Raw genomic sequence first — 13865 nt, 5'->3', positions numbered from 1 at the left:
CGCCTCGACCAGGCGGGCGGCGCGAAACCGCAAGCCGCCGAGCCCCGATGTGGAGTCACAACGACGGGCTCCCGCAGGGAATTTACCTGCGGGAGCCCGTCGCCGACTCGGCGTAGCCGGGTGTCAGACAGCGGGCGCCGCCGACAGTACGTGGTCGCCGACCTTGTCGGTGCTCAGGCACAGGGAGCAGACGGCGGCGCCATGCGTCTGGCAGGCGGCCACGTCAGGGCGCTCGAACTCCTGCCGGCACACGTGGCACTCGTACGGGACGGCGCTGGGGTTGCCGTCCGTGTCGAGCAGCGGCTCCTCGATGCCGTCGTCGGTGCGGCGCAGGTAGTACTTGCCCTTGGTGACGACCGCCATCAGCGGGGTGAGGACGAAGGCGATGACGGCCGCGGCCACGGGGGAGTACGGCTGGAGCGTGTCGCCGAGTGCGTGGAAGTACATGGCGATGGACAGCCCGGACGCGGCGACGAAGGCCACCACCCCTACCGGGTTGACGGCGTAGAGCATGCCGCGGCGGAACTCGGGCTGGAGCGGGGACAGCTTCAGCAGGTACTTGTTGACGCCGATGTCGGTGGCGACGGTGACGACCCAGGCGATGGCACAGTTCGAGTAGAAGCCGAGGATGTCGTTGAGGAAGCTGAACATGTCGGCTTCCATCAGGGCGAGCGCGAAACCTAGGTTGACCAGGACGAACACCATGCGGCCCGGGTAGTGCTTGGTGACGCGGGTGAAGGAGTTGGTCCAGGCGAGCGACCCGGAGTAGGCATTCGTCACGTTGATCTTGATCTGGCTGATCACGACGAGAGCCACGGCCAGCGGGAGGACCAGCCAGGACGGCATCATCGCGTCGAAGGCGCCCTTGAACTGCTGGATCGGCTCGGGGGCCGCGTCCGCGCCGACCTTGGCGAGGATGTAGACCGCGAGGAAGACACCGATGGCCTGCTTCAGCGCACCGAGCACCACCCAGCCGGGGCCTGCCATGATCACGGCGGTCCACCAGGTGCGCTTGTTCGCCTCGGTCTTGGGTGGCATGAAGCGCAGGTAGTCGATCTGCTCGCCGATCTGCGCGATGAGCGACAGACACACTCCCGCGCCCAGGAGCACGGACGCGGTGTTGATGCCGCCCTCGCCGTCCGTGCCGGCGTAGGAGAGGAAGCGGTCGATCGTGCCGGGGTCGGTGGAGATGAGGTAGACGAGCGGGGCGACCATCAGGACCAGCCAGACGGGGGTGGTCCACACCTGGAGCTTGCTGAGCGCCTTCATGCCGTAGATGACCAGCGGGATCACCATCAGCGTAGAGACGGCGTAGCCCAGCCAGAGCGGTAGTCCGAGGCCCAGTTTCAGGCCCTGGGCCATGATCGAGCCTTCGAGGGCGAAGAAGATGAACGTGAAGCTGGCGAAGATGACGCTGGTGAGGACCGAGCCGTAGTAGCCGAAGCCGGAACCGCGGGTGATCAGGTCCAGGTCGATGTTGTAGCGCGCGCCGTAGTAGGCGAGCGGGAAACCGGTGACGAAGATGACGACCGCGGCGACGGCGATCGCGATCAACGCGTTACCGGTGCCGTGCGCCAGGCCGATGCCGGCGCCGATGGAGAAGTCGGCCATGTAGGCGATACCGCCGAGCGCGGTCGTCGCCACCACCATCGGCGTCCAGCGGCGGTAACTGCGCGGCGCGAAGCGGAGGGTGTAGTCCTCCAGGGTCTCCTTGACGGCCTGGTCGGCGCTCGACGCTGCCTTCTGCGCCGGTCCCGGCTCGGTCACTTCTGCCAGTTTTGGCTCGGTACTCATACCGTGCCTCCTTGCTGCGGGTTGGGGACAGCCGTGGGGGCGCCTCATATCGGAGGCGGAGGTGAGTGGTGGGGAGCGGGGCGGGAAAACCGAGCGGGGCCCGTGGGGCGGGTGATCCGCTCGCTTCAGAAACGACGCACGCGAGATCGCGTGGACCCGCGCGCGGTGGGGGCTTTGCTGGGGTTCCGGCGGGAGGCCGGGCGCGTAGAGACCCTCGTGTCCATGACCGGGGACGGTAGGAGCCAGTCGTTGCCGCTGATTACTTCCCAGATGAAGGAGATGTTTCGGAAATTGCGCGGGGCGCGGCGGTGGGGCCCCGCAGGCCAAGTGAGAAGGCGATTTGCCGGCCCGCAGCCCGTCGGCCTGTAGGCGACCGGGGACGCCACGGACCACAGCTACGTGTTGTCGAAGCCGGCCTGCCATGAACCGACGAGGGTCTCGACGGCTGGGTCGGGGGCGACCGTCACCAGGTCGGCGACGGCGTCGCCCGCCACCCGGCGCAGCGTGTCCAGCATTTCGGCGACCGTGACGGTGAGCGCCGGCAGATTGACCGGAAGCCCGCCTTCGAGCCCGCCGGGACCGTGCTCGGCCCCGGTCATGCGGAGGATGCCCTCGACGGTACGCCGCGGCGAGGCCAGGGCGCCCCGTAGATCGGGGCTGACCGGGCAGGTTGCCGGGGAACCCGCGAGCGGTTCGCGGACCGATTCACCCGTCGAGCCCGGCTCGTCGACGGTTGCCGCAGTAGGTTGTGCCGGTGACCGAATCCCTGCTGGCCGGTGGCGTTGTGCTCCGCGCGGACGAACTGGAAGCCCGGTGGGCGGACGCATGGCGGCCGGAACAGGTCGCGGAGCGCTTGGAAGGGGTCGCGGCGCCCTGGTGCATCGCGGCCGGGTGGGCCCTGGACCTGTTCCGAGGGAGGCAGTCGCGACCCCACGGCGACGTGGAGATCGCGGTGCCCGCTGCGGAATTCTCAGAGATCCAAGACCGCTTCCCCGAGGGTGTGTTCGACGCGGTGGGCTCGGGGCGCGTCTGGGCGGAGGCGGGCGCGCCGCTCCGCCTCCGCGGTGGCCGCGCTGCTCCTGCCGGTCACGGTGTGGCTGAACCTCTTCGGCGGCCTGCTCAGTGACAAGTCCCACCCGGGCGGCGACCTCACCGTGGCCAGCCACAACGTCGGCGCCGACAACCCCGACCCGGTCGGCACCGCCCGCGAACTCGCCGCCTCCGGTGCGGACGTGCTGGCACTGGAGGAGCTTGCCCAGCAGGCCAGGGGCATTTACGAGAAGGAGCTGGCGGACACGTATCGGTACCACACGGTCCAGGGCACGGTCGGGCTGTGGAGCAAGCTGCCGCTGTCGGACACCGAACCGGTCGACATCAAGATGGACTACGGGCCGCTGGCGAACACCAAACCGGCTGACCTGAAGATGACCTACAACCGGGCGCTACGTACCACCGTGGCCACGGACCACGGACCACTGGCGGTCTACGTGGCTCACCTGGGGTCCGTACGTGTGAATCCCCGGGCCGGCTTCTGGACGGACTCGCGGGACAGAAACGCGCAGGCACTGGGCGAGGCCGTCGCCGCCGAGCGGAACAAGCGGGTGGTGCTGCTCGGCGACCTGAACGGCACCCTGGACGACCGCGCGTTCGCCGGCATCACCTCGCAGCTGCACTCGGCCCAGGAAGCGGCCGGGGACGGCTTCGGCTTCACCTGGCCGGCGAAGTTCCCGGTGGCGCGGATCGACCAGATTTTGGTGCGCGGCGTGAAGCCGGAGAGCTCGCGGGTGCTGCCCGCCACCGGCAGCGACCACCTGCCGGTGGCTGCCGGAATCAGCTGGTGAACTCCGGCTGCATCGCGCCGATGCTCCACCCGGTTCCGGAACTGCCCAAGACCGATAGACCGATCGCGCGCGTTGCCTCTGCCGGTCCCCCGGCCCCGTCCGTCGACCGTCCGCCGGAGGCGCGGGCCCCTAACGTATGCCGATCACCAGATACGTCTCGCCGTCCTTCGGCGGCCGGGTCCACGAACGAGTGGTGAAGGTGTGCAGTCGCCCGTTCACGATGGCGTGCCGCGGCAGCGACGCACCGAACTGCCCGGCCACCGCTCCCAGCAACGACCGTTCCGCCTCGGCCCCGTCCTCCAGGGCCTCGAAGAACCGGCTCGGATCCAGCGCCTGCGGTACCTTTCCGCTCTGCCTGATCTCTCCGCCCGCATACGTGAACGCGTACTGCTCGATGCCGTCCTGTGCCACTGACAGGTGGAAGAACGGCTCCCCGTGCTGTGCCCTCAGGCCGCTCCACACCACCACCGCACGGGTGCCCTCGCTGGCGGCCCCGGCCGGGGAGACGAACCGCTGCCGGTCGAACGGGGCGGGATCGCCGTCGAACGCGAAACTCCAGCCGGCGCCTGCCCGACCGACCGCCATGAGCGCCCTGTCGTCGAAGGACGAGAAGTCCCTCTTGTCGTGCAGCGAACCCTGGCGCGCCTCCCACGAGGTCATGGGCTCCTTCAGCACAGTGCCGTCCCTGTCCCTGTCCCTGTCCCTGGCCTCGCCCCTGTCCCCGTCAGCGAGACGTCCTGGCAACTCCTCCGGCCCCACCCCCTCCACCAGGACGAACCGGTAGGACGTGCGGTTGTGGCCCGGGGCCGGGTCCGCGAGCCACGCCAGACCGCCCGGGTCGAGCCCCGCTGTCGGCCCCGGCGCCCCACCCGCCTGCCCGCCCCTCGGCGTGGACAGCAGCTCCCGGCCCCGCTCCGGGGTCAGCAGTGGCCCGAGCAAGGGGTCGGCCACCCATCCCAGCGGTGCCAGGTGGTCCGGTCCAAGCGGCTCCCACAAGGGCAGCGCGTCAGTCAATGTCCGCCATGCCCGGTCGGTGTCTCCCCACCGCGCCAGCTGCCGCGCCCGCTCGACCGCTTCACCGAACGGTCCGGCCGCCGAGTACCGGTACGTGCCGTTGCGTACCTGATCCAGCGTCCCGTAAGCCAGGGACACCAGGCCGTCATCGGCGCCCCGCAGGTGGAACATCAACGTGGAGTCGTCCCAGTACGAGTGCGCCGCGTGCTCGGCTACCAGCGGTGGCAGTAGTTCGAAGGCGTATCGCGGGTCCGTCACCAGGCCGTCGAAGTACACCATGGAGGTCTGCCCGAGCAGGCGGCGTATCTGGTCGCCCAGCCCGGCGGCCCGCGGTCTGCCGTACCCCTTGGCCTCGTCCAGCGTCTTCACGGCGCGCTCCCAGCCACCGCGCAGCGCCTTCAGCCGAGCCTCCTCCACCAGGGCGTCCAGCTTTCGCGTCGTGTCGTTGGCGAACACCGGTTCTCCGTCGCTCCGGCCCGATCGCAGGCTGTGGAACTCCCGGTGCATGTCCTGCATGAACTCAAGGAAGTTCGCGTACCGCTCGGGCGCCGAGGCCCGCCAGCTCGCCCAGGTGTACACGGCCCACTCACCGTCTTCGTCCACGTCCTCGGGATCCAGGAGGACGTAGATGGCGTCGCCCTCGACGTCGAGCTGCAGCCCGCGCCGCCAGAGGTCCACCTCCTGCCGCTCCTCGGGGCCTGCGTCCTCGTCCAGATACTCCTCGAACATTTCCGCGAGTCCCGACTCGTCGTTGTGCCAGCGCGTGTCCTCGGTCCCGGCCAGCAACCACACGAACCCGCCCGCGTGCCGCCACCCGTCGCTGACCTTGAGGAACTCCCGGTACGACGGGGGCATCCGTCGGCCGAGGCGCTCCTCCATGGCCGCGATCCGCTCCTCGGAGGCGGCCGGGAACCCCAGCCAGCCCGCCCGCCGCGCGGCCTCGTCGACCTCGCCCCGCGCCTCCCTGCTCGGCAGATGATGCGCCCACTCCTCGCTCCACCTGAGCAGGAAGGACCGCCAGTCGAATGCCGTGGTGTCAGTCATACGCCCGATGCTGCCACCCACCACTGACAACGCCCCGCTGCTCCCCACTGCCCCCAGAACCCTCCCGCACGGGACCGCCCGGGCCGACAACGCCGGCCTGCTCGCGCCCCCTCGGGCGGGCGAGGGCCACCAGGTGAGGCGATCCCTCTCCGATCCCCGCCGGAGCGTAGAACGCGAGGGCAAGGGCACACGAAGGTGGTTCGTTCGACGAGGTTCGCCCAGGAGGGAGCCCATGTCCAGCGCCAGCGCTTCGGCCGGATCCGGCCGCACCATCACCAGTTCGATCCCTGCCCGCCTCGACCGCCTCCCGTGGTCACGCTGGCACTGGACGATCGTGATCGGTCTCGGCACCGTATGGATCCTCGACGGCCTGGAGGTCACGGTCGTCGGTAACATCTCCTCCCGGCTCTCGGAGCCCGGCAGCGGTCTGCCGATCACCTCCGGTCAGGTCACCGGTCTCGCTGCTGCCCTGTACGTCGCCGGCGCCTGTGTCGGCGCCCTCTTCTGGGGCCGCATGACCGACCGCTTCGGCCGCAAGAAGCTGTTCATGATCACCCTGGCGGTCTATCTGGTCGCCACCGCGCTGACCGCGGTGTCCTTCTCGACCTGGTGGTTCTTCGCGTTCCGCTTCCTCACCGGCTTCGGTATCGGCGGCGAGTACGCGGCCATCAACTCCGCGATCGACGAACTCATCCCGTCGTTCTACCGCGGCCGGGTCGATCTCATCATCAACGGCAGCTTCTGGATCGGCGCGGTCGGCGGCTCGCTGCTGTCGATCGTCGCGCTGAACACCGACATTCTGGCACCGGACGTGGGCTGGCGGCTCACCTTCGCCCTGGGCGTGGTCCTCGGCCTGGTCATCCTCGTCGTACGACGGCACGTCCCCGAGAGTCCACGCTGGCTGCTGATCCACGGCAGGGAACGCGAGGCGGAGGAGATCGTCTCCTCCATCGAGCGGAAGATCGAGTCCGAGAAGGGCGAACCGCTTCCCGAACCCGAGAACGAGATCACCATCCAGCAGCGCAAAACGGTGGGCTTCGGTGAGATCGCCCGCACGGTCTTCGCGACCTACCGCAAGCGCAGTGTGCTGGGCTTCTCCCTCTTCGTCGGCCAGGCGTTCCTCTACAACGCGATCACTTTCGGCTTCGGCGCGATCCTCACGACGTTCTTCGACGTCCCGAGCGGCAACACGGGCTACTACTTCGCCGTGATCGCGGTCGGAAACTTCTTCGGCCCGCTGCTGCTCGGCAAGCTGTTCGACACGGTGGGCCGCCGGGTGATGATCTCCTCGACGTATCTGCTCTCCGGGGTGCTGCTCTTCGGCACGGCCTGGCTGTTCGACCGGGGATCGCTGACCGCGACCACCCTGACGGCCTGCTGGTGCGCGGTCCTGTTCTTCGCCTCGGCGGGCGCCTCCAGCGCCTACCTGACGGTCTCCGAGATCTTCCCGATGGAGACGCGGGCCATGTCCATCGCCTTCTTCTACGCCATCGGCACCGCCGCCGGTGGCATCACCGGCCCGCTGGTCTTCGCCGACCTCACCGCGTCCGGCGTGGTCGGGGACACGGTGCTCGCGTTCCAGATCGGCGCCGGCCTGATGTGCGCGGCGGGGATCGTCGCCGCGCTCCTCGCGGTGAACGCCGAGCGCCGTTCGCTGGAGGACATCGCCAAACCGCTGTCGGCGGTGGCGTCGGCCTCGGCGAAGGTCAAGGGCAAGGTGACGGGCAAGGTGGCTGGTGGGGCCTCGGAGAACGTCACGGGCGAGGGGGCGAACCCGGCTCCCTCGGCTCCGGCGTAGGGGTCGCTCGGGCAGGAGGCAGGAGGCAGGGAGTCCGGCCGGTGGTCGCCGGACCCCCTGCCTCGTGGTCTCCCACCTGGCTAGGCGGCGTCGGCGTCCCACCGGTGCTCAGGTTCGTTGCCGCCCGGCCTCGTCCGGGAGTCCGTGCGGAGGACCAGGGACAGATGGTGCCTGGCCACGGCGTGCCGTGCCGACCGCATGGGTGCGGACTGCCCCAGCAGCCACTCCTCATAGCGACCCAACGCCAGTACCAGGCACAGCATCCCCGGGGGCAGCAGGAAAGCGGCGAACACCACGACAACTCCTCTTGCGGACGTCCCTTTCCGCTCGGGTGGCCCACCCGGCGAGGAGGAAAGCCGGGAAGCGTGGTCGTCATGCGTGGAGGGCGTGTCTGGCGGCGAACCGGGCCTGGCCGTAGAGATCGCCGGCGCGTCCTGTGCTGTGCGGTGCGGTGCGGGAAACCGTCGTAGGAGCCGGTGAGCCGCGGACCGGGGTGTCAGGTGTGGGAGAGGGCGAAGGAGACCAGGAAGCCGCTGACGGTGATCAGCCCGATGGCCAGATGAGCCTCGTCGAACGCTTCGGGGATCATCGTGTCGGCGATCATCGCGAGGATCGCCCCGGCCGCCACCGCGGTCACCGCGGCGATCACGGTGGGGGAGAAGGAACCGACCACCGTGTAACCGAGGACGGCCGACACCGTGCTGGCCGCGGCGATCGCCGCCCAGACACCGTAGACGTACCCCTTGGTGCGGCCGGCCTTCTTCATCCCCGCGGAACTGGACAGTCCCTCGGGAACGTTACTGATGAACACCGCCGCCACCGTCACCAGGCTGACCGCGCCGCCGTCCAGCAGGCTGACGCCGATGACCGCGGACTCCGGCACGCCGTCGAGCAGCGCGCCGAGCGCGAGCGCGGTCCCGGAGCCCCCCTGCTCGGCCTCCGAGGGCTGTGCCTGGGCCCGTCGGTGACCGGAGCGCTTGCGGTGGCGCGCTCCATGCCGGGCCAGCCACACGTTGCCCCCGGTGTAGGCGAAGGCACCGATGAGGGTGCCGACGACCGCGGGCGCGAGCCCTGCCTCCTTGTACGCCTCCCCGACCAGTTCGAAGGACACCGCTGAGATCAGCACGCCGGCCCCGAAGGCCATCACGGTCGCGATCACCTTCTGCGGCACCCGCAGCCCGTACCCCAGCGCGGCACCGAGCAGCAGCGCCGAGCCCGCCACCAGCCCCCACAGTCCAGCCTGTACGCCGTCAGCCATGCCGACCCGTCTACCCGCCACGGCCGGGGATCAACCGGCGCTGTCGGGCGAGGACATCGCATGCAGTAACCGTTGACGGACCTCCGGGGACCGAGATCGCCCGCATCGTCGTCGGCCACCGGGGTACGCGCACCTCGCACCACCCCTGCCCGAGGAAGCGACAACACCGTGAGCGAGCGCAGCCCGGAAGCCCGTGCGGCTGCCGCTCCGCGCGCCACGGGAGCGGAGGCGGGCGAGAGTGGGAGAGGTCCCGAGGAGCTGGAGACCTGTCCCGGCACCGCTGAACGGGCGACGGTCTTTCACCGGCGCCCCTACCCGAAGGAGAACAACGACGATGGCAACCGTGTCTCTCACCGGAGCGTCCAAGGAGGACTCCGCCACCGTCTTCGAGGTGCTGCGCACGGCATTCCCCACCGACCGACCCGCCGATGACGTGCCCCAGGAACAGCCGGGCGACCGCTCCGCCGTGTGGACGGCGGAGTTCGAGCCGACCCAGGAGTGGATCCCGACCGGGCCCACCCCGCTGGAGGGTTCGGTCGCCGCCACGATCCAGGGCGGCTATCTGGCCGTGGACCGACTCCGTGAGGCGCTGAGCGCCGCGTTCGACGTGCAGGAGCGGGGCACGGCGTCGGGAGACCAGGAGAAGGAGGTCGACCTGCGGCTCGGGACGAAGAGGTGATGAGCCGGGAAACCGTAATCGCGTAGTCGACCCACGAGGAGAAGAGCGGCATGGTGCAGATCGGGTACACGATGATGACGGAGCAGGCCGGCCCACGCGAGCTCGTCGGCCATGTGGTCGGCGCCGAACGCGCCGGCTTCGACTTCTCGGTCACGTCCGACCACTACTTCCCCTGGCTGAGGTCCCAGGGACACGCCCCCTACGCGTGGAGCGTGCTCGGTGCCGCCGCGCAGGCCACCGAACGCATTCCCCTGATGACCTACGTGACATGCCCGACGACCCGCTACCACCCGGCGGTCGTCGCCCAGAAGGCCGCCACGGTGCAACTCCTCTCGCAGGGGCGGTTCCGCCTGGGACTCGGCTCCGGGGAGAACCTCAACGAGCATGTGGTGGGCGGCGGTTGGCCGGCCCCGCACGTCCGGCTGGAAAGGCTGGAAGAGGCGGTGGAGATCATCCGCTCGCTCTTCGCGGGGGAGAACGTCAACCACCACGGTGACCATTTCGACGTCGAGAACGCCACCTTGTGGGATCTGCCCGACGCGCCCCCGCCGATCGGTGTCGCCGTCTCGGGCGACCGCTCCTGCGAACTCGCCGGCCGTCTCGCCGACCTCGTGATCGCCACCGAACCCGAGCCGGACCTGATCTCCGCGTTCGACCGGCACGGCGGCGCGGGAAAGCCCAAAGTCGGCCAGCTGCCGATCTGCTACGACACCGACCGTGACGCGGCGATCGCCCGCGCCCACGACCAGTTCCGCTGGTTCGGCGGTGGCTGGCCGGTCAACTCCGAACTGCCCGGACCCGCCGCGTTCGAGGGTGCCACCCAGTTCGTACGGCCTGAGGACGTGGCCCGATCCATTCCCTGCGGGGACGACGTGGACGCCGTCGTCGAGGCGGTACGCCCCTATGTCGACGCGGGGTTCACCGAGGTCGCCCTGGTCCAGATCGGCGGCGACCACCAGGAACCGTACATGGAGTGGGCCGAGCGGAAGTTGCTGCCCGCCCTGCGTGAACTTTGAGAGGGCGAGGACACCCGGGATGACCACCAAACGCGCTGCGATCTTCGACGTCGACGGGACGCTGGTCGACACCAATCACCTGCACGTCGTCACCTGGTGGGAGGCGTTCCGCCAGGCGGGACACCGTGTCCCCATGCGGCGGATCCACCGTGCCGTGGGCCTCAGCGGCGGCGACCTGCTGGCCCACCTGCTCGGCGACGACCGCGCCCCCGACGAGGACGAACAGCTCGTCGCGGCCCATCACGCCCTCTACGCCACGTACTTCGAGCGGCTGCCCGCGCTGGACGCGGCGGGCGACCTGTTGCGCGCACTGGCCGGGCGGGGCTGGGGAATCGTCCTGGCGACATCGGCCGGCGGAGCGGAACTCGCCGCGCTGCGACGGGCCATCGGCGCGGACGACGTCATTCTCGGAGCGGCCAGCGCGGACGACGTGGCCGAGGGCAAACCCGCCCCCGACCCCGTCCGGCTGGCCAGGGAACTGGCCGGGGTGCCGAGTGAACGGGCGGTGTTCGTCGGCGACACCGTGTGGGACATGAAGTCCGCCGTACGGGACGGGGTGGCCCCCGTGGCGGTGCTGTCCGGCGGGATCCCGCGCGTCGACCTGGAGGCGGCGGGCGCCCGCGAGGTGTACCGGGATCCCGCCGATCTCCTCGGCCACCTGGACTCGAGCGTCTTCGCCGACCTGGAGTGACCTGACCCTGGGGTTCTACGGGATCAGCCGGTGCTGAGGGCGGGGTCGCCCGGCCTTGTCACGACGGGGGAGGCGCGGGTCCGGCGGCGGGCCGGACGAAGTCGATCTCCTTCGCTGTGGTGATCCGGGCGTCCATGTTGCGCTCCATCATCTCCAGGGCGGCGGACTCCAGGTGCGGATGGATGGAGGCGACGGCGTCCCTGGGCACCGTGACCCCGAGATGGCGGATGTGCGCGTCCAGCGCGGAGTAGAGGACACACTGCTCGGTGACCTGACCGCTCAGCACCACGTGCCCGACGCCCAGTCGCCACAGGAGGTAGGACAGCGGTGTCTCGTAGAAGGCGGAATGGCGGGCCTTGACCACGAAGAGCGACTCGGCGTCCGGCGTTATCGGCTCGATCAGCTCGGCGTGGGGTCCGGACAGCGCGGTGTCCACGAGCTCTCCGTGGTGGGAACGCCACAGCCCGAAGTTGTCGTTCGCGTAGATCACGGGCGCGTCAGCGCTGCGGGCCCGGCCGATCAGTTCCGCCAGGACGGGTACGACACGTTCGGCGGACCGTACGAGCAGCTCGGCGTCCTCGTGTTCGTATGTGTTGATCATGTCGATCACGACGAGAGCGAGTCCAGCCGTCGTCGTATCTGTGGGCCGGTCCATGGTTTCGCCGCCTGTCCGGTGCTGTGGCAGAGCTGCTCGTGTACGCGCCGCCGAGTACCCGGTGCGCCGAGGGGTTTAACAAGGTCGCGAGCGGAGTGAGGACGGCACCGGGCGTCTGTCCGGCCCGGCGGCCCTCCGCGCGCACGCCGACGAGCACGACGCGCCCGAGTCAGCCAGGTACGGCGGTCGCGCCGGGCTGCGGCGGGACAAAAGCCGAGCCGAGGCCGCGGAAGGCGGGAAGGCGGCTTGGACCGGCACCCGGAAAGGTTCGTCACCGCGGGAGGCCGGCTCAGTGACTGGCGAGTTCGCCGGTGAGCTTGCCGTGCAGGTGCGCGCTGGGGTCGTTCAGGCCGGTGATCTCGACAGTCTTTCCGCGCTGGCCGTACTTCGTCTCGATCGCGTCCAGGGCGGCCACGGAGGAGGCGTCCCAGATGTGGGCGGCGGACAGGTCGACGACCACGTGGTCGGCGTCGGTGGCGTAGTCGAACCGGCCTACGAGGTCGTTGGACGAGGCGAAGAACAACTCGCCGGTGACCCGGTAGACCACGGTCGTACCGTCGGGGCCGGTCACCGCGGTGACGTCGGCGAGGTGCGCGACCCGCTTGGCGAAGATGACCATCGCGGTGACCGAGCCGACGACGACACCGATGGCGAGGTTGTGGGTGGCGACGACGAAGCCGACGGTGACGACCATGACGGTGATCTCGCCGACGGGCATCCGCTTGAGGGTCTTGGGGGCCAGGGAGTGCCAGTCGAAGGTCGCGAAGGACACCATGACCATGACGGCGACCAGTGCGGCCATGGGGATGTCGGAGACGACCGGGCCGAAGACGATGCACAGCACCATGAGAAACGCGCCGGCGAGGAAGGTGGACAGACGGGTGCGGGCGCCCGACACCTTCACATTGATCATCGTCTGCCCGATCATGGCGCAGCCGCCCATGCCTCCGAAGAAGCCGGTGACGATGTTGGCGATGCCCTGGCCGATGGACTCGCGGGTCTTGGAGGAGCGGGTGTCGGTGATGTCGTCCACCAGCTTGGCGGTCATCAGTGACTCCATCAGCCCGACCAGCGCCATGGCGAAGGCGTACGGCGCGATCGTGGTCAGCGTGTCGAACGTGAACGGTACGTCCGGCAGGCCCGGCACGGGCAGCGAGGACGGCAGTGCGCCCTTGTCGCCCACGGTCGGCACCGCGATCCCCGCCGCGACGGTGATGACGGTGAGGATGACGATGGACACCAGTGGTGCCGGGATCACCTTCGTGACCTTCGGGAAGTACACCATCAGGGCGAGGCCGCTGATGATCAGCGGATACACGGCCCATGGCACGTTCCGCATCTCCGGCACCTGCGCCATGAAGATCAGGATGGCGAGGGAGTTCACGAAGCCGACCATCACGGAGCGGGGGATGAACCGCATCAGCTTCGCCACCCCGAGTGCGCCGAGCGCGATCTGGAAGGCGCCGGCGAGGATGACCGCCGCGACCAGGTAACCGAAGCCGTGTTCACGGTTCAGCGGTGCGATCACCAGCGCCACGGCCCCCGTCGCGGCCGAGATCATCGCCGGGCGCCCGCCCACGACGGAGATCACCACAGCCATGGTGAACGAGGCGAACAGGCCGATCGCCGGATCCACTCCGGCGATGACCGAGAACGAGATCGCCTCGGGAATCAGCGCGAGCGCGACGACGAGGCCCGCCAGGACCTCGGTTCGCCACACCTTCGGGTCGGACAACCAGTCGGGGCGCAGGCCACGCAGGCGCGCGGCGGAAGACAGAGCGGAAGAGGACAAGGAAGCAGGTACCTGTCGTACTCGGGCACGCCCTGTCTCAGCAGTTCGGGGCGGGCGGGAACGGGGCGGGCGGGCCAAGTCGGCATCCCACGGGTGACCCGAGGAAGGCGGACCGGAGTCATCGGCGAGGCGGACCCAGACGGCGGCTGGACCTGCCTTCCACGCGGCACGCGGCCGGGCGCGTCTTGAGGGGCGGAGCGTTCGGATCCTCGCCGGGGGCGTCATCGACCCCGACACGGCAGCGGTGCGGCCAGCCGATCTCACCGTCGGAGACTCTACCCTA

11 protein-coding genes and 2 pseudogenes are annotated in these 13865 nt (G+C 69.7%); 6 read left to right on the top strand and 7 right to left on the bottom strand.

The features are described from left to right. Positions 1-123: 123 nt before the first annotated feature. Positions 124-1794, bottom strand: coding sequence for a purine-cytosine permease family protein (locus tag QA861_RS24825; RefSeq protein ID WP_334590789.1), 1671 nt, complete (start codon positions 1792-1794; stop codon positions 124-126). A gap of 401 nt (positions 1795-2195) precedes the next feature. Further along, a pseudogene (locus QA861_RS24820) lies at positions 2196-2549 on the bottom strand (NAD-dependent epimerase); the annotation flags it as partial. Here QA861_RS24820 and QA861_RS47115 point away from each other — a divergent pair. Continuing rightward, positions 2543-2920 (top strand): nucleotidyltransferase domain-containing protein, encoded by a 378-nt coding sequence (locus QA861_RS47115; RefSeq protein WP_443041575.1) that lies wholly within the window; start codon positions 2543-2545, stop codon positions 2918-2920. The pseudogene QA861_RS24820 and the gene QA861_RS47115 sit on opposite strands and share 7 nt — an antisense overlap. After that, positions 2841-3635, top strand: a pseudogene (locus tag QA861_RS24815) (endonuclease/exonuclease/phosphatase family protein); the annotation flags it as partial. The gene QA861_RS47115 and the pseudogene QA861_RS24815, both read left to right, overlap by 80 nt. A gap of 129 nt (positions 3636-3764) precedes the next feature. On the opposite strand, the gene QA861_RS24810 reads toward QA861_RS24815, so the two are convergent. After that, positions 3765-5693, bottom strand: a complete 1929-nt coding sequence (locus QA861_RS24810) for an SMI1/KNR4 family protein (RefSeq protein ID WP_334590788.1) — start codon at positions 5691-5693, stop codon at positions 3765-3767. Between the two features lie 232 nt (positions 5694-5925). On the opposite strand from QA861_RS24810, the gene QA861_RS24805 reads away from it, so the two are divergent. Beyond that, positions 5926-7491, top strand: a complete 1566-nt coding sequence (locus QA861_RS24805) for an MFS transporter (protein WP_334590787.1) — start codon at positions 5926-5928, stop codon at positions 7489-7491. 80 nt (positions 7492-7571) lie between these two features. Here the strand turns inward: QA861_RS24805 and QA861_RS24800 are convergent, their stop codons facing one another. Both QA861_RS24800 and QA861_RS24795 read right to left on the bottom strand, forming a co-directional pair. Further along, entirely contained in the window at positions 7572-7787 is a 216-nt protein-coding gene (locus QA861_RS24800) for a hypothetical protein (protein WP_334590786.1), read from the bottom strand. Positions 7788-7987: 200 nt separating this feature from the next. Then, positions 7988-8749, bottom strand: a complete 762-nt coding sequence (locus tag QA861_RS24795) for a ZIP family metal transporter (protein ID WP_334590785.1) — start codon at positions 8747-8749, stop codon at positions 7988-7990. Positions 8750-9083: 334 nt separating this feature from the next. On the opposite strand from QA861_RS24795, the gene QA861_RS24790 reads away from it, so the two are divergent. Genes QA861_RS24790 through QA861_RS24780 form a run of 3 tightly spaced genes read left to right on the top strand, consistent with a single transcriptional unit; the run spans position 9084 to position 11135 of the window. Then, a complete protein-coding gene (locus QA861_RS24790) occupies positions 9084-9428 on the top strand; it encodes a hypothetical protein (protein WP_334590784.1) in 345 nt (114 codons plus the stop codon). Between the two features lie 50 nt (positions 9429-9478). Then, positions 9479-10444, top strand: coding sequence for an LLM class F420-dependent oxidoreductase (locus QA861_RS24785; RefSeq protein WP_334590783.1), 966 nt, complete (start codon positions 9479-9481; stop codon positions 10442-10444). Between the two features lie 19 nt (positions 10445-10463). After that, positions 10464-11135, top strand: coding sequence for an HAD family hydrolase (locus tag QA861_RS24780; protein WP_334590782.1), 672 nt, complete (start codon positions 10464-10466; stop codon positions 11133-11135). A 58-nt stretch (positions 11136-11193) separates the two neighbouring features. On the opposite strand, the gene QA861_RS24775 is transcribed toward QA861_RS24780, so the two are convergent. Next, positions 11194-11790, bottom strand: coding sequence for a cysteine hydrolase family protein (locus QA861_RS24775; protein WP_334590781.1), 597 nt, complete (start codon positions 11788-11790; stop codon positions 11194-11196). Positions 11791-12079: 289 nt separating this feature from the next. Beyond that, positions 12080-13582: a SulP family inorganic anion transporter gene (locus QA861_RS24770; RefSeq protein ID WP_334590779.1), complete on the bottom strand. Its 1503-nt coding sequence runs from the start codon at positions 13580-13582 to the stop codon at positions 12080-12082. Positions 13583-13865 lie beyond the last annotated feature (283 nt).

This window comes from Streptomyces sp. B21-083, from assembly GCF_036898825.1.
Taxonomy (GTDB): domain Bacteria; phylum Actinomycetota; class Actinomycetes; order Streptomycetales; family Streptomycetaceae; genus Streptomyces.
Note: the sequence above shows the minus strand (reverse complement) of the source record. Positions and strands in the feature narration are given on the sequence as shown.